Here is a 16,316-nt window from a genome sequence, read left to right as displayed (position 1 = left end):
CATGCTCAGCTGGGACGATTTTCATGCGCAAGAGACGCCGACCCCCAAGCAGCACGGCCGTGCCGGCACAACGCCGCCGCAATCTGAGCCGGTATCTGAGGAAAAGGCACCTGCACCTCAAGCACCGGCAGCGGGAAGTGCTGCGCATGCAGGAACTCAAGAAGCAGAACGACAGCCCGGACACGACGAACTGCGAGGAAGCACCGAAGCAGCCCTGACCGACGCGGTGGCCCGCGCCCAGCAGGCGGTGGCCCGCATGGACGCCGCCGAGGGCGTGGCCGAGCTGGAAGGCACCGCCGGCCGGGTGGAGGTGGACGACAAGCGCATGATCAACTGTCGCGCCGACCTCAACCAGCTGGTGCCCTTCAAGTACGACTGGGCCTGGCAGAAATACCTGGACGGCTGCGCCAACCACTGGATGCCCCAGGAAATCAACATGAACGCCGACCTGGCGCTGTGGAAGAAGGAAGGCGGCCTCACCGAGGACGAGCGCCGCATCGTCAAGCGCAACCTGGGCTTCTTCTCCACCGCCGACTCGCTGGTGGCGAACAACCTGGTGCTGGCCATCTACCGCCTGATCACCAACCCGGAATGCCGCCAGTACATCCTGCGTCAGTCCTTCGAGGAGGCGATCCACACCCACGCCTACCAGTACTGCATCGAGTCCCTGGGCATGGATGAAGGCGAGATCTTCAACATGTACCGGGAGATTCCCTCGGTGGCCAAGAAGGCCCAGTGGGGCATTGAGTACACCCGCGAATTGTCCGACCCGGCCTTCACCACCGGCACCGTGGAAACCGACAAGGCGCTGCTCAAGAACCTGATCGCCTTCTACTGCGTGCTGGAAGGCGTGTTCTTCTACTGCGGCTTTACCCAGATCCTGTCCATGGGCCGCCGCAACAAGATGACCGGCGTGGCCGAGCAGTTCCAGTACATCCTGCGCGACGAGTCCATGCACGTGAACTTCGGCGTGGACGTGATCAACCAGATCAAACTGGAAAACCCGCACCTGTGGGACCAGGCCATGCGCGACAAGGCCACCCAGATGATCCTGGAAGGCACCGAGCTGGAAATCCAGTACGCCCGCGACACCATGCCGCGCGGCGTGCTCGGCATGAACGCGGCGATGATGGAAGAGTACCTGCAGTTCATCGCCAACCGCCGGCTCACCCAGCTGGGCCTGCCCGAGCAGTTCAAGGGCGTGTCCAACCCCTTCCCCTGGATGAGCGAGATCATGGACCTGCGGAAAGAGAAGAACTTCTTCGAAACCCGCGTTACGGAATACCAGGTGGGCGGCGCGCTCTCCTGGGATTGAGTCCTGGGACCGGGTTCCGGATTTCCGTGCCCGAAGCGACGGCGGCGGGGTTTTCCCCGTCGCCGTCCTTTGGCACCATAACCGGACCCCTTCACGGAGGCCCCATGAGCCAGTATCAAGACGACGACTTCCAGAACGACCTCCACGAGGAAGCCCGCGATCTGCTCTCCGCCATTGAGCAGGTGGAAGAAACCCTGGCGATGATGACCACCGTGGTCGGCCGGCTCAAGGAGCAGGTCAGCGCCCACCTCGACGGCGATGACGACGACGAAGACACCATCGAAATGAGCGCCGAGGAATTTCTCGAACAATGCGAGAACACCGAGGGCACCTGGCACTGAACCACGCCGCCGCGCCCCGCTCTGTTCACGCCGCCGTCACCGGCGCGCGTCCGTACTTTCCGTATCCCCGCTCCGCGCCGGCGCGTTATAGTACCCTCACTTCACACACCGACCTGAAAGCCCCGGGTGCCCCCGTCGCGCGCCGGTAAGGAGAGCTGCATGAAAGCTTCTGATTTGTTCGTCAGGGCGCTGGAGGCGGAGGGCGTCGAATACGTCTTCGCGATTCCCGGCGAGGAGAACCTGGATCTGCTGGAGGCGCTGCGCGGCTCCCGCTCCATCAAACTGGTGATCACCCGTCACGAACAGGCCGCCGGCTTCATGGCCGCCACCTACGGCCGCCTCACCGGCAAGGCCTGCGCCTGCCTGTCCACCCTGGGCCCCGGCGCCACCAACTTCGTGACCGCCGCCGCCTACGCCCAGCTCGGCGCCATGCCGATGGTGATGATCACCGGCCAGAAGCCAATCAAATCCAGCAAGCAGGGGCAGTTCCAGATCATCGACGTGGTCGACATGATGCGTCCGCTGACCAAGTTCACCAAAACCGTGGTCAGCGGCGACACCATTCCCGCCCGGGTGCGCGAGGCGTTCCGGCTGGCCCAGGAGGAACGGCCCGGCGCCACCCACCTGGAACTGCCCGAGGACATCGCCCGGGAGCATTCCACCATGCCGGTGCTGGAGCCCAGCCTGACGCGCCGGCCGATCGCCGAGGACAAGGCCATCTGCCGCGCGGTGGAAGCGATCAGCGGCGCCCGCAAGCCGCTGATCGTGGTGGGTGCCGGCGCCAACCGCAAGCTCACCAGCAAGATGCTGCGCCAGTTCATCGAGAAACTGGGCATTCCGGCCATCACCACCCAGATGGGCAAGGGCGTGGTGGACGAAACCGGCGCCCACTTCCTGGGCAACACCGCGCTGTCCGACGGCGACTTCGTGCACCGCGCCATCGACGCCGCCGACCTGATCATCAACGTCGGGCACGACGTGGTGGAGAAACCGCCGTTCTTCATGCAGCCCGGCGGCGCCACCGTGGTGCACATCAACTTCAATTCCGCCCAGGTGGACCCGGTCTATTTCCCGCAGATCGAAGTGGTGGGCGACATCGCCAACAGCCTGTGGCAGCTCAAGGAACGGCTGGAACCCCAGGAGCACTGGGGCTTCGCCGATTTCCACCGGGTCCGCGACGCCCTCCAGAAGCACATCGCCGAGGGCGCCCGGGACGACCGTTTCCCGATCCTGCCGCAACGTCTGGTCCATGAGATCCGCAAGGTGATGCCCAGCGACGGCATCATCGCCCTGGACAACGGCATGTACAAAATCTGGTTCGCCCGCAACTACCCGGCCACCCACCCCAACACCGTGCTGCTGGACAACGCCCTGGCCAGCATGGGCGCCGGCCTGCCCTCGGCCATGGCCGCCAAGATGGTGCACCCGGAGCGCCGCGTGATGGCGGTGTGCGGCGACGGCGGCTTCATGATGAACTCCCAGGAACTGGAAACCGCCGTGCGCCTGCGCCTCGATCTGGTGATCCTGATCCTGCGCGACGACGGCTACGGCATGATCAAGTGGAAACAGAAGCAGATGGATTTCCACGACTTCGGCCTGGACTTCCACAACCCCGACTTCGTGGCCTACGCCAAGGCCTACGGCGCCCAGGGGCATCGCGTGGACAGCACCGAGGGCCTGGCGCCGATGGTGGAGGAATGCTACGCCGCCGGTGGCGTGCACGTGATCGACGTGCCGGTGGACTACACCATGAACGACCGCATTCTCAACCAGGAAATCCGCGAGCTCAGCAGCAAGGTGTGAGCCCGGCGACGCCGTCCCGTCCGGGGCGGCGTCTCCTTTTCCCCCCTGCCCCACCCTCCCCGCCCTGCCATAATTCCGACCGATTACGGTAACCCCTGTTTCATCCGGCACTGCTTAGCTGATGTTCGCTGATCAATTCGAACATCAATGGAAAGGTTTGCCGATGAATACCCATGCTCTCGGAAAGCTGACCGCCGCGATGCTGGCGGCCTTCGCCCTCACCGCCTGCGGTGGCGATAACGACAACGATACGGCGCCGCCGGCGCAAGACAGCGGCTTCCAGCTGCAGCTGCTGCACTTCGCCGACATGGACGGCGCCACCGGGGCGCTGCAGAACGTGCGGCCGTTCTCCGCGGTGCTCGCCGCTCTGCGCGCCGAACACCCGGACCACACCCTGGTGCTCAGCTCCGGCGACAACTATATTCCCGGCCCCCGTTACTTCGCCGCCGCCGACGACGCCATGAACCCGGTACCCGGGGTGGCGGTGGCGGGCAACGGCCGCGCCGATATCGCCATGCTCAACGCCATGGGCCTGCAGGCCAGTGCCGTGGGCAACCATGACCTGGACGGCGGCACCGGGGAATTCGCCACCATCATCGGCGCCGAGGGCAACTACCCGGGGGCCGGCTTCCCCTATCTGAGCGCCAACCTGGGCTTCAGCGCCGATGCCAATCTGAGCGGCCTGGTGCGGCAGAACGGCCAGCCGCTGAACAGCATCCCCAACGGCCTGGCCGGCTACGGCACCCTGGAAGTGGCCGGCCAACGCATCGGCGTGATCGGCGCCTCCACCCCGTCCCTAGGCAACATCACCAGCACCGGCGACATCACCGTGCGCCCGGGCAGCGGCGGCGTACCGGCCCTGGCCGCGGAACTGCAACCGGCGGTGGACGCCCTCACCGATGACGGCATCGACAAGATCATCCTGCTCGCCCACATGCAGACCATCAGCATCGAGAAGGAACTGGCCACCCTGCTGGAAGGCGTGGACATCATCGTCGCCGGCGGCTCCAACACCCTGCTCGCCGACGACAATGACCGCCTGCTGGACGGCGACAGCGCCGCCGATGATTATCCGCTGAGCTTCACCTCCGCCGCCGGCGAGCCGGTGCTGGTGGTCAACACCGACGGCGACTACAAGTACGTGGGCCGCCTGGTGGTGGCCTTCGACGACAACGGCGTGCTGCTCACCAACCGCCTGGACGACTCGGTCAACGGCGCCTACGCCGCCGACGACGCCATGGCCAGCGCACTGCAAGGCACCGTCAACAGCGACGTGGACACCATCGCCACCGCCCTGGAAGAAGTGCTCGCCGAACGGGACGGCAACATCATCGGCGCCACCAGCGTTTACCTGGATGGCCGCCGGAGCCAGGTGCGCACCCAGGAAACCAACCTGGGCAACCTGACCGCCGACGCCAACCTGTGGCTGGCCCGCCAGTACGACGCCAACGTACGGATTTCCATCAAGAACGGCGGCGGCATCCGCGACGACATTGGCTATTTCATCTATCCCCCGGGTTCCACCTCCGAGGACGAGCTGGCGTTCTACCCGCCCGCCGCCAACCCAGGCGCCGGCAAGCAGCAAGGCGACATCTCCCAGTTTGATCTGGAAGGCTCCCTGCGCTTCAACAACAGCCTGACCATCGGCGACGTCACCGCCCGGGAGCTGTACCAGTTGCTGGAACACGGCGTGGCCAAGGTGGAAGGCAGCGCCGGCCAGTTCCCGCAGGTGGCGGGTCTGCGCTTCAGCTTCGACCCGGCGCGCCCGGGCCTGCGCAGCCAGGCCAACGGCGACGACATCGACCAGGCCGGTGAGCGGGTACGCAATCTGACGGTGGTGGACGACAGCGGCGCGGTCATCGACACCGTGGTGCAAAACGGTGAGCTGCAAGGCGACCCGACCCGCACCTTCCGGCTGGTGACCCTGGGTTTCCTGGCCACCGAAAATGCCAGCAACGGCCTGGGCGGCGACGGTTACCCGTTCGACTTCCCGGTGGAAAACCGCCTCGACCTGGAATCGGAGCCCGTCACCGGGGCCAACGCCGCGACCTTCGCCGCCCCCGGCACCGAGCAGGACGCCCTGGCGGAATACCTGATCGCCAACTTCGACGCCGGCGCCCCCTACGCCGAAGCGGAAACCGACACCGACCAGGACCTGCGCATCCAGAACCTGGCGGACCGCACCGACACCGTGCTGCCCTGAGCGGCCCTCGAACAACAACAACCCGAACCCACCTCAAGGGCGCCGCCAGGCGCCCTTTTTTTCCTTGCCTGCCGGCCCGGTTTGCAATGGATTGAATACCCGGCGTTCGCTTCAGCGGGTGGTTGGATTACAGTATCCGCAAAGGGTCCGATCACCGGGGGATACCAATATGTGGCAGGCGCATTACCACACGCTGGCGCGCTATAACCGCTGGCAGAACGGTCAGCTCTACGCGGTCTGCGCGGCGCTGGACGATACCGAACGCAAAGCCGCGCGCGGTCTGTTCTTTACCTCCATCCACGGCACGCTCAACCATCTGCTGCTCACCGACCGGATGTGGCTGGGACGGTTCACCGACCAGCCCTTTCCCGTGGACCGGCTCGACCAGGAACTGTACGCCGACTTCACCACCCTGGAGCGGCAACGGCGCGCCACCGATCAGGCGCTGCTCGATTACACCGCCGCCCTGAGCGAACAACGCATCGACGGCGAACTGAGCTATGTGTCCGCCTCCACCGGCCAGGCCCGGCGTTACCCGATGCGCCTGTGCCTGACCCATCTGTTCAACCATCAGACCCACCACCGTGGCCAGCTCACCGCCGCGCTCAGTCAGTTGGGCCGGGATTTCGGCACCACGGATCTGATCTTCATGCCGGCTGAAGCCTGACCATGCAGGATTCCCTGACTCTGGTGGTGACCCTGCTGACCACGGCGGTGTTGGCCGTGGTGGTGTTTCGCCGCCTGCATCTGCCACCGATCCTGGCCTACCTGGGCGCCGGCGTGCTCGCCGGCCCGGGCGGTTTCGGCTGGGTCGGCGACACCGCCGGCATGCAGCATCTGGCCGAGTTCGGCATCGTCTTTCTGCTGTTCTCCCTGGGCCTGGAGTTCTCCATCCCACGCCTGCTGGCCCTGCGCCGGGTGGTGTTCGGCGCCGGCCCGCTGCAGGTGCTGCTCACCGCCCTGCCGGTGATCGCGCTGTTGTGGTGGCTGGCGCCGACCCCGGCGGTGGCGCTGATCGGCGGCGCCGCCTTCGCGCTCTCCTCCACCGCCATGGTGATCCGCGATCTGATCACCCGGGGCGCGGTGAACACCGGCTACGGTCGCGCCGCCACCGGCGTGCTGCTGTTCCAGGATCTGGCGGCGGTGATTCTGCTGGTGCTGCTGCCGGTGCTGGCCGACCCCGGCGCCGGCAACCCCCTGGCCACCGCCGCCGCCACCCTGGGCAAGGCGGTGCTGCTGTTCGCGGGCATCTACGTGATCGGCAAATGGGTGCTGCCCCGGGCCCTGGAAGAGACCGGCCGCGCCCGCTCCGACGAAGTGTTCGTGATGACCGCCCTGCTGCTGGCGCTGCTGGCCGCCTGGGTCACCCACGCCCTGGGCCTGTCCATGGCGCTGGGCGCCTTTCTGGCCGGCATGATGCTGGGCGAAAGCCATTTCCGGCATCAGATCGAGGCCGACATCCGGCCGTTCCGGGACCTGCTGCTGGGGCTGTTTTTCATGGGCGTGGGGATGCTGGTGTCGCCGGCCCTGTTCCTCGATTACTGGCCCTGGATCCTGATCGGCGCCAGCCTGCTGATGGTGCTCAAGCTGACGGTGGTGACGGTGGTGCTGCGGCTGCTGGGCGAACGCCGGGAAACCGCCCTGCGCACCGGCGTGCTGCTGGCCCAGGGCGGCGAGTTCGGCTTCGTGCTGATGGCCCTGGCGGTCACCCACGATCTGATCAGCAACGAACAGGCCGGGGTGCTGGTGTCGATCACCGTGCTGACCATGGCGGTGACCCCGGCGCTGCTGGAACACAGCGGCACCCTCACCCGCCGTCTGCTGAAGCAATGGGAACAGGAACCGGACACCCCGGCGGTGGATGAAGCCACCGCCGGCCATGTGCTGCTGTGCGGCTATGGCCGGGTGGGCCAGAACCTGATGCGCTACCTGCATCGCTTCCACCATCAGGCGGTGGCCATCGACACCGACCTGGTGCGCATCCAGGAAGCCAGCCAGGCCGGCGAGCGCATTCTTTACGGCGACGCCACCCGCAAGGAGATTCTTGAACGGGCCGGCATTCATCGGGCCAGCCTGCTGGTGGTGACCTTCGATGACGCGCGCCAGGCGGAACGCATCCTGCACACCGTCCATCAACTGTGCCCGGACCTGCGCGTGCTGGTGCGCACCCGCGACGACGCCCATCTGGACGAGCTGCTGGCCGCCGGCGCCGCGGAAGTGGTGCCGGAAGTGCTGGAAGCCTCGCTGATGCTGGTGGCCCATGCGCTGATGATGCTGGAGACGCCGTTCGGCAAGGTGCTGGCGATGCTGCGCCAGAGCCGCCGCGAGCGCTACAAGCTGCTGCGCGGCTACTACCACGGCGAATCGCTGCCCACCGCCGACCGGGCCGGCAACCCCTACCGGCTGCTGCACGCGGTTACCGTGCACGGCCAGGCCGCCGCCATCGGCAAGCGCCTGGGCGACCTGGACCTGGCCGGCGGCAAGGTGGAGGTGCAATCGCTGCGCCGGGAAGACCGTACCCTGGCCCACCCGGACGACGACACGGTACTGCTCGACGGCGACATTCTGATCCTCTACGGCCCCCTGGAAGCGGTGGAAGCGGCGGAGGAGAAACTGCTCGGCGGGTAGTTAAAAAAGCCGACCGGTCAGCCCCGCCGGTCCCGGGCCGGGGTGCGCCCGGTCCAGCCCCGGTAGGCCCGGCTGAAGGCACTGTGCTCGGAGTAGCCCAGCAGCAGGGCGATTTCCCCCAGCGTCAGCGACGGATCGGCCAGGTAGTGCCCGGCCAGTTGTTCGCGGGTGCGGTCCAGCAGCGTTTGCCAGCTCAGCCGCCGCCGGGCCAACCGCCGTTGCAGCGTGCGCGGCGACACGTGCAGGCGCGCCGCCACCCGGGTCAGACTGACCCGCCCTTCGGGCAGCAGGGCCACCAGGGTGTGCTGCAAGGCCCGATCAAAACCGTCGGACTCCGGCAGCGCCCGCAGCAGCGCCCCGGCCTGCCGATCCAGCAGCGCCCGGGACCCGGCGTCGCTGCGCGGCAGGCCCAGGCCAAGAAACGACACCGGAAAGACCACCTCGGTGTGGGGCGCGTCGAACGCCACCGGGCAACCGAAGAAGGCCCGATAGGCCCGCCGTTCCGCCGGCGGCGGCGCCGGGAACACGAAACGCACCCGCGATGGCGCCAGACGCTGCTCCAGCAGCCGGCGCATGAAGGTCACCAGGGCGGCGATGGAGACGCTGTCCGCCAGGGGCCCCAGGGAGGCCTCCCCGGGCCAGCGCAGGGTCATACCCGCCTCGCCGCCCTGCACCTGGACCAGATCCCGCCCGTAGAACAGGCTCTCGTAACGCTGGTAGGCCAGCATCACCTCGCCCAGGGTCTGGCAGGTCAGCGTCAGGTAACCCAGCACGCCCACATGGCGGGGCCGCACCAGGGCGCCGATGGCCAGCCCCGGCGCCGGTACCCCGGGCCGCAGCGCCACCGCCTGCTCCAGCAGCCGCCGCCACAGCGGCAGGTCGACGATGTCCGCCGGCCCGCGGCTGTCGAGCACCGCGCGCAATTCCGGCGCCGGCAGATTTTCCCGGTCCAGCCAGTCGCTGAGCAACTGCACCCAGGCGCCGGTGACCCGCATGGGAGAGGCCATCAGGGGTCCTTGTCGGTTGGCGTCCTCGCAGATTGGCGTGAATTGTCAAAAATAAGGCGCGGTTCGTCAATACCAACACACCGGCTCCGCCGCACAATCGGTGTTCAATCTTCAACAGGCACCCAGGAGGCAGCGGCTATGACGCTGATGGCGATGTTCGAGGACGTATGGCGCGACAGCGGCCTGGCGCCCCTCTGGCAGGCGGTCTCCCCGTGGCTGGCCCTGGACCAACGGCAGCTGATCTTCGTGGTGGCCACGCCGGTGTTCATCGGCGTGTTCCTGTGGGAATACCTGCGCCTGCGCCATGACCCGGTGCGCGTGGACGCCCGGGAATCCGTGCGCAACTTCCTGCTCGGCGCCGGCTACCAGACCACCGAGCTGCTGTTCGCCGGGATCATTTCCTTCCCGGTGTTCGCCCTGGCCTACCACCACCGGCTGCTGGACATTCCGCTGAACCTGGCCACCGCCGCCCTGCTCTGGGTGCTCACCGATTTCTGCTTCTACTGGTTCCATCGCGGTTCCCACCGGGTGCGCTGGTTGTGGGCCGCCCACGTCACCCATCACTCCTCGGAACGCATGAACTTCTCCACCGCCATGCGCCAGAACGCCACCAACATTTTCAACGGCGGCTGGCTGGTCTATGTGCCGCTGGCGCTGATCGGTTTCAATCCGGTGTGGATCGGCGTCTGCTACGCCCTGTCCCTGGTCTACCAGTTCTTTATCCACACCACCCTGGTGGGCCGGCTGCACCCCTGGATCGAATGGGTCTTCAACACCCCCAGCCACCACCGCGTGCACCATGCCCGCAACCCGGACTACATCGACCGCAACTACGGCGGCGTCTTTATCGTCTTCGACCGCCTGTTCGGCACCTTCACCGAGGAACGGGACGACCAGCCGGTGGAATACGGTATCACCCGCCCGGTGTACAGCCGCAGTCTGATCGTCAACTGGTGCCACGAATACCGGGACATGTTCCGCGACATGGCCCGGCGCGGCCCGCCGGGCCAGCGGCTCAAGCATCTGTGGAAGCCGCCGGAGTGGCGGCGTCCGCTGGCCCGGTCTCGGCACGACGGGCTCACCGTAGAAAGCCGTGGATCTGATTGCGAAAATTGATGCCCATGCGGGCGAAGGCACGATTACGCAGGGTCTTTACCGTGGATTCCTTGATTCCAAGGGTGGCGGCGACCCCCGCGTAGGTCATGCCCTGGGCGATCAGCACACAGACATTAAGCTCCTGGCCTGTGAGCTCGGGAAAGCGGGCGCGCAGCTTCTCACGGTCGTCGCCCCCTAACACGTCGCGGGCCTCCCGCAGCGCCAGGTGGCCCTGCAGAATCTTCATCAGCGCCGGGCAGAGCGCCTCAAAGGCACTCAGCTCCCGGTCGGAAAATGACCCTTCGCTGCCGTGGCGGTAGAGATTGAACAGGACCGTGGCACCTCCATCGATCCTATGCAGGCCGGAAAGCTTTTCCTCGATCCCGGTATTCTCATAAATACCTTGCCGATAGGGGCGGAAACGAATGTCCCGGGCACAAGCCCGACCGATATAGAATCGGTTGGCTCGCAGCCCGGCACGCTGCACGGAAGTAAGGATGGGATCGTGATTCTGATAGCCGAAGTGGCTGTAGTCCCGCCAGCAACGCCACACCAGATTGCGATCATGGTAACAACTTCCGGCCATCAGCATGCTCGGCAGCGGCTGATCCATGCGCATCAGACTGAAATGCTGCGATAGCACCCAATGACCAAGCCGGTCCATCAATACCTGGCTGAAATTATCACTGCCCATGGCCGCCGCAAGGGTGGAAAGCGGGTCACCGCCCGCGGACTCCGATATTCTGGTCACCGTGGTCATGAAGCCTCCCGAAGGGCGATGCCCCTCATGGTCGTTGGCTTAGGCGGACGCGGGCTCCACCGGCGCGGACAACAATAGCGCGCCCTTGGGGGAGTAATTGGGTACGTCCTCGGCAAGCGTCCGGCCCACTTCGCTATCCAGCGCATCCCGCATTGCCCGCTCGGATTCGAACCAGCCCTCGAAAATGCAGAAATGCGGCGACGGATGGGGCCCCATGGCTTCGGGGTAGACGCATTCATAACGTTTAAGCCCGGGTAACGTGCCGGCCAGTGGAAGATGCTTTTCCGCGTAGTAGCGCCGGAAGTGCGCTTCATCGTCGGGTCTCGGGTACAACACCATGAATTTATGCATACGGATTCCTATTAGGATTGAAAGTTGGCGAACCGGTCCCGCCAGCTGCCCGGGGGCAGACCAAAACGGGCGCGAAACGCGCGGCTGAAATGCGCCGGGTCCAAGAAACCACACTCCACCGCGATCGACGAGACTGGTTGACCGCGGCGATCGGGATCGCGCAACAGCTCCCGGGCGCGGTTCATGCGTTCCTGATGGATGAAGGCGCTGGGCGTGCTTTGCCCCAGCAGGAAGAGGTTATAAAGACTGCGTCGCGACATGGAGAACGTCGCCGCAACGGTATCCGGGCTGAGCCGTGGATCCGCCAGGTGATGGATAATGAAGGCCTTCACTTCCTGCAAACGCGAGCCCACCGCCGGCTTGTGATTGTTGCCGGCACCAGCGGCCTCGCCATCCAGGGCGCTTTCAATCAGCTTTACCGTGGCGTCCTGCAAGGCGCCCTGCGCCGAGGGTTGCAGGCCGCCGTCGCACAGCAAGCCGGTGAGCGAGGACAACACGATATTGGGAGCGCCACGGCCATCCAGGGCACGGCCGCAAACCGCGTCGACACTGCTCATCCAGCCGTCGCATTCCAGTTGCGGCACCATCAGCACCATGAAACTGGAGCCGTCGGTGGATTCAATACTGTATTCCCGGGTGGTGTCGTAAACCGACCACATTCCCGCCTTCAGCGTGGAGCTGCGATAGGCCTGCTGGATACGGCTGACCCCCCGCATCTGCCAGAAGATCTTGTAATAGGCGGCCGGCGCATCCTTAACGTACTGAGGCCGACGCACCACCCGGTTGGCATTGGTGTCCAACCGAGCCACCGCGCTATTCGCGAAACGACCGATCACGCCCCGGGCTCGGAATTCCCGCGGCCTAGGTGACTCGTAATCAAGCCGCAGGAAGTGCGACTGCATGGTGCGTCGCCAGCTGTCCAGTCCATCCACACTCACCTGTGCGGTCAGTTCGTTCATTGCCGACCTCCAATTGCATTTTATTATTCTGTCCCGGGATCGGTGGCGCCCGACTCCTCAGCGAGCCGGGCGGGCGTCATCGTCGCGTTCCGACGTCAGCGGCGTGTCGGTCATGGTCTCCAGCCAAGCCACGAAACGACTGACGCTGGCGCCGGCCTCGTTGGCGTCGCAGGCCCGCTGCCAGAGCTTATGGTTCAGGGAAGCGGCCGGCAGTTCGACGCCGCTGTCACGGGCCATGTTCAGGGCAATGCCTACATCCTTGAACATCAATGCCAGTTTAAAAGGGTCGTCAAAAGTACGCGACACCACCCGCTGCTGAATATGGGTCCGGGTGATCCAGGACATCCCGGTAGCTTCATTAAGTACATCAGTCATGACCGCTGGATCAAGCCCGTATCGCTTTCCGATCACCAGGCCCTCGGCGGTGGCGGTGAGATTCATCGCCGTGATCAGGTTGTTGATGCACTTCATGATATGGCCGCAACCGAGCGCGCCGAGATGAAAAGTACGACGTCCCATGGCATCAAGCAAAGGCCGCACGCGAGCCACGTCGGCGTCACCGCCGCCCACCATGAACACCAGTTCGGCCGCCTTGGCGCCCCACTCCGCGCCGGAGACCGGAGCATCCACCATGCGGACTCCAGCGTCGGTCAGGATGGCGGCGGTTTGCTGAGTCAGCCAGGGTTCCGACGAGGAAGTATCCAGCAGCAAGCTGCCGGGGCGCAGGCCCTCCAGCAACCCCTGATCCATGGTCACCACCTCGCTGACCACGCCGCCGTTGGGCAACATGGTGACCACGATGTCGCTGGCGCTCGCCAGCTCGGCGGAACTGTCACAACACAGGGCGCCCTGCAAGGACAGCGACGGCGCGCGCTTCGGATCGGCGTCGTAGAGCGCCAGCGGAAAACCGGCCCGGGACAGTGCCGCGGCCATGGGCGCACCCATCACGCCCAAACCGACAAAGCCGATACGGCTGGATTCGGATACAGCTTTTTCAGACACGGAGACTCCTTATCATTTTGTCCATTGAGGCAGGAAAGTGGCGATGTCCGGAAACAAAATCACCAGCAGCAGGGCCAGTACCAGCGCGCCCATGAACGGCAGCACCCCCCGGTAGACGGTGGATACCGGCAATTCCGGCACCAGTGAACTCAGCACGAACAGGTTCATGCCCACCGGTGGACTGATCATGCCGATCATCACCACCATCACGATAACGATGCCAAACCAGTACGGATCCAGACCCAGGCCAACGATCACCGGAAAGAACAAGGGCACGGTCAGCATCACCATGGATAGTTCCTCCATCACGCTGCCCAACAGGATATAGATTGCGCAGATGGCCAGGACCACCACCGTGGGACTGACAGCCAAACCGGAAACAAAGCTCTGCAATTGGCCGGGCATGCCGGTAAAATTAATGAAATTACCGAATATCAGCGCGCCCATTAGGATCGCGAACAGCATGGCAGTTGTGCGCGTGGCGTCCGCCACCGCGCCACTCACCCCGGACCAGCCAATGCGACGCCGGGCCAAGGCCAGCACCAGGGTACCGAAAGCGCCAAAGCCGGCCCCCTCGGTAGCGGTGAACAGCCCCCCGTAGATGCCACCGATCACCAGTACGAAGAGCACCACCACGCCCCACACCTTGCCGAAGGCTCGCCAGCGACGCCGCCAGTCATAGCGCTCGGAAGTCGGCGCCGCCGACGGATCACGACGGCACCGCCAGCCCACCATCAGGCACAGGCAGAAAACCGTGAGCAAACCGGGCAGAAAGCCGGCGGCGAACAACTTGCCAATATTGGTTTCGGTCAGGATGCCGTAGATGATCAACAGCGTGGATGGAGGAATCAAAATTCCCAGAGTACCGCCGGCCGCCACGGTGCCAGCGATCAGGGCCGGCGAATAGTCCAGCCGGCGCATCTCCGGATAAGCCACCTTGGTGATGGTGGCGGTAGTGGCGATTGACGAACCGCAAATCGCGCCAAACCCACCGCTTGCGCCCACCGTCGCCATGGCGATGCCACCACGACGGTGGCCTAGAAACGCCCGCGCCAGCTCGAACAATTCAGTGGCCATGCCAGCGCGAGCAGCGATGTTACCCATCAACAGGAACAACGGGATCACCGACAAAGTGTAGGAAAAGCCCGTGCTCTTGATCACCAGCAAGGTGCTGACCACCGATACATCCCAGTTTCTCAGTAGCGCCAGGCCGGCGAAGCCCACCACCCCCATGGCCATCGCGATGGGCACACGCAACGCCATCATCGCGAACACCGCCAGAAAGCCCAGCAAGGAAGCGGTCATGATGCCTCCTCGCCAGGGCCCGGCGCGGCATCCAGAAGCAACAATACACCACGGATCAGCGACACCAGCGCCGCGATAAGCAGCATTACCGCCATCAGGGAAATAAACCAGCCGATCGGCAGCCGGAGGTGCGTGCTTACGTCCCCGTCCTGCAGGGTGCGCGCGGCCATGCCGGCGCAGGCCACGCCTAGGAAGCCGAGCGCCGCCGTGCAGACCATGTCGGCGAAAAACCGGCTGATTCGATCCAGCCGGCCGCGGTAGAAGTGATTCATTACGTCCAGACCAACATGTTCCCCTCGCCAGGACACCACCGGGAGACCGGAGAACAGCACCAAAACCATCAGCATTTCGCTGACCTCCAGAGCGCCGGGGATAGCATGAAAAAACTTGCGCCCCGTCACGTCCGCGAAGGTCAGCACCATCAGCGCGAACAGCGCCAGCCCGCCAATCATCAACAGCAGACGATTCAGCTGACCGACCAGATGACGCAATCGCTTCATTGCGCGATGTCTTCGCGATAGCGTTCAATCACCGCGTCCGGGTCCTCAATGCCCTTATCGACGGCCACCTCCTTCCATTCGTCCAACAATGGCTTGACGCCGTCGCGCACCGACTTCACCAGCGGCTCCGGGGCGTCGATAATCTTGATGCCCGCTTTCTCCGCCTTGATCCGTGCATCGCGGTCCATGCGATCAAAAGCCTGACCAAGCTCCCGGGAGTAGGTTTCACCAGAGAGCTCCTGCACCGCTTGCTGTTGCGTCTCGTTGAGCTCCCGCCAGCGATTCTTGTTCATCATGATGATGAAGGTGGAGGTGTAAAGACCGCCGGGGAAGCTGGTGGCGTGCTTGATCAGGCCCTGCAGGTTATAGGTGTACAGGGACTCGAAGGGCAACCAGACCCCGTCCATGACACCGTTGGCGAGCAGCTCATAGGACTCGGTGGCGGGCTTTAGCGAGGCGTTGGCGCCGAGCGCCTGAGCCACCTGATTGACCACGCCACCGCCAACGCGGAACTTCAGGCCCTTCAGGTCAGCCACCGTACGCACCGGCTTGCGGGTGTTGAACACCACGCCGGGACCGTGGGTAAACAGCGCCAGCACCTTGACGTCGCGAAACTCCTTCATCATCGCCGGCGTGCGCGCGGCCAGGCGGTAGAACGCCACCGAGTTGGATTCGGCGGTGTGCGTCATGAACGGCATTTCCACCAGCTTGGTGAGCGGAAAGCGGCCCGGCGTGTAGCCCAGCACCGCGATGGAAATGTCGGCCAGGCCGTCGCGAATCGCGTTGTAATGATCGGCCGGCGCGGCCACGGCCTGAGGCAGCACGTTGAACGACAGCTCGCCCTCGGTGGCCGCGGAGACATCCCGTTGCCATTGCTCCATGACCTGGTAGAGAGGGTGACTCTTTGGCAGCCATTGGGAGACGAACAGGGTTTCACTCGCCCTACTCAGGGTACCGGCCAGACAAAGCATCAAGATAAGAAGCGGTTTGATGAAGGGTTTCATGTTGTTCTCCTAAGCATTCTTATTATCGGAAAAAGGAAAGCGC

The 16,316-nt window shown here is 64.8% G+C and carries 15 protein-coding genes; 7 read left to right on the top strand and 8 right to left on the bottom strand.

The genetic code is table 11. From position 1 onward, the window contains the following. The first annotated feature begins 1 nt into the window (after nucleotide 1). From ACLD0W_RS09055 to ACLD0W_RS09030, 6 genes are all read left to right on the top strand, one after another. Nucleotides 2-1,315 (top strand): ribonucleotide-diphosphate reductase subunit beta, encoded by a 1,314-nt coding sequence (locus tag ACLD0W_RS09055; RefSeq protein WP_410307161.1) that lies wholly within the window; start codon nucleotides 2-4, stop codon nucleotides 1,313-1,315. 104 nt (nucleotides 1,316-1,419) lie between these two features. Further along, a complete protein-coding gene (locus ACLD0W_RS09050; RefSeq protein WP_410307160.1) occupies nucleotides 1,420-1,656 on the top strand; it encodes a hypothetical protein in 237 nt (78 codons plus the stop codon). 159 nt (nucleotides 1,657-1,815) lie between these two features. Continuing rightward, nucleotides 1,816-3,459 carry an acetolactate synthase large subunit gene (locus ACLD0W_RS09045; protein ID WP_410307159.1) on the top strand — a complete coding sequence of 548 codons (1,644 nt, stop codon included), beginning with the start codon at nucleotides 1,816-1,818 and terminating at the stop codon, nucleotides 3,457-3,459. A 163-nt stretch (nucleotides 3,460-3,622) separates the two neighbouring features. Next, the gene (locus tag ACLD0W_RS09040) at nucleotides 3,623-5,662 is read left to right on the top strand and encodes a bifunctional metallophosphatase/5'-nucleotidase (protein WP_410307158.1); all 2,040 of its coding nucleotides are present in this window, start codon (nucleotides 3,623-3,625) and stop codon (nucleotides 5,660-5,662) included. Between the two features lie 169 nt (nucleotides 5,663-5,831). Then, a complete protein-coding gene (locus ACLD0W_RS09035) occupies nucleotides 5,832-6,329 on the top strand; it encodes a DinB family protein (RefSeq protein ID WP_410307157.1) in 498 nt (165 codons plus the stop codon). Between the two features lie 2 nt (nucleotides 6,330-6,331). Further along, a complete protein-coding gene (locus tag ACLD0W_RS09030; RefSeq protein WP_410307156.1) occupies nucleotides 6,332-8,290 on the top strand; it encodes a cation:proton antiporter in 1,959 nt (652 codons plus the stop codon). Nucleotides 8,291-8,307: 17 nt separating this feature from the next. On the opposite strand, the gene ACLD0W_RS09025 is transcribed toward ACLD0W_RS09030, so the two are convergent. Then, nucleotides 8,308-9,297, bottom strand: coding sequence for an AraC family transcriptional regulator ligand-binding domain-containing protein (locus tag ACLD0W_RS09025; RefSeq protein ID WP_410307155.1), 990 nt, complete (start codon nucleotides 9,295-9,297; stop codon nucleotides 8,308-8,310). 138 nt (nucleotides 9,298-9,435) lie between these two features. On the opposite strand from ACLD0W_RS09025, the gene ACLD0W_RS09020 reads away from it, so the two are divergent. After that, the gene (locus ACLD0W_RS09020; protein ID WP_410307154.1) at nucleotides 9,436-10,413 is read left to right on the top strand and encodes a sterol desaturase family protein; all 978 of its coding nucleotides are present in this window, start codon (nucleotides 9,436-9,438) and stop codon (nucleotides 10,411-10,413) included. On the opposite strand, the gene ACLD0W_RS09015 is transcribed toward ACLD0W_RS09020, so the two are convergent. The 7 genes from ACLD0W_RS09015 to ACLD0W_RS08985 are packed head-to-tail and all read right to left on the bottom strand — an operon-like array spanning nucleotide 10,376 to nucleotide 16,273. Continuing rightward, nucleotides 10,376-11,152, bottom strand: coding sequence for a helix-turn-helix transcriptional regulator (locus tag ACLD0W_RS09015; RefSeq protein ID WP_410307153.1), 777 nt, complete (start codon nucleotides 11,150-11,152; stop codon nucleotides 10,376-10,378). The genes ACLD0W_RS09020 and ACLD0W_RS09015 overlap by 38 nt on opposite strands. A gap of 39 nt (nucleotides 11,153-11,191) precedes the next feature. Continuing rightward, entirely contained in the window at nucleotides 11,192-11,503 is a 312-nt protein-coding gene (locus tag ACLD0W_RS09010; RefSeq protein WP_410307152.1) for an EthD family reductase, read from the bottom strand. An 11-nt stretch (nucleotides 11,504-11,514) separates the two neighbouring features. After that, the gene (locus ACLD0W_RS09005) at nucleotides 11,515-12,462 is read right to left on the bottom strand and encodes a helix-turn-helix domain-containing protein (protein WP_410307151.1); all 948 of its coding nucleotides are present in this window, start codon (nucleotides 12,460-12,462) and stop codon (nucleotides 11,515-11,517) included. A gap of 57 nt (nucleotides 12,463-12,519) precedes the next feature. Further along, nucleotides 12,520-13,464 carry an NAD(P)-dependent oxidoreductase gene (locus ACLD0W_RS09000; RefSeq protein WP_410307150.1) on the bottom strand — a complete coding sequence of 315 codons (945 nt, stop codon included), beginning with the start codon at nucleotides 13,462-13,464 and terminating at the stop codon, nucleotides 12,520-12,522. A gap of 12 nt (nucleotides 13,465-13,476) precedes the next feature. Next, nucleotides 13,477-14,769: a TRAP transporter large permease gene (locus ACLD0W_RS08995; RefSeq protein ID WP_410307149.1), complete on the bottom strand. Its 1,293-nt coding sequence runs from the start codon at nucleotides 14,767-14,769 to the stop codon at nucleotides 13,477-13,479. Continuing rightward, nucleotides 14,766-15,269: a TRAP transporter small permease gene (locus ACLD0W_RS08990; RefSeq protein ID WP_410307148.1), complete on the bottom strand. Its 504-nt coding sequence runs from the start codon at nucleotides 15,267-15,269 to the stop codon at nucleotides 14,766-14,768. The genes ACLD0W_RS08995 and ACLD0W_RS08990 overlap by 4 nt, the downstream gene beginning before the upstream one ends. Next, nucleotides 15,266-16,273 (bottom strand): TRAP transporter substrate-binding protein, encoded by a 1,008-nt coding sequence (locus ACLD0W_RS08985; RefSeq protein ID WP_410307147.1) that lies wholly within the window; start codon nucleotides 16,271-16,273, stop codon nucleotides 15,266-15,268. The genes ACLD0W_RS08990 and ACLD0W_RS08985 overlap by 4 nt, the downstream gene beginning before the upstream one ends. Nucleotides 16,274-16,316: the final 43 nt, after the last annotated feature.

The sequence above is a fragment of the Alloalcanivorax sp. C16-1 genome, from assembly GCF_046507805.1.
GTDB lineage: Bacteria > Pseudomonadota > Gammaproteobacteria > Pseudomonadales > Alcanivoracaceae > Alloalcanivorax.
Note: the sequence above shows the minus strand (reverse complement) of the source record. Positions and strands in the feature narration are given on the sequence as shown.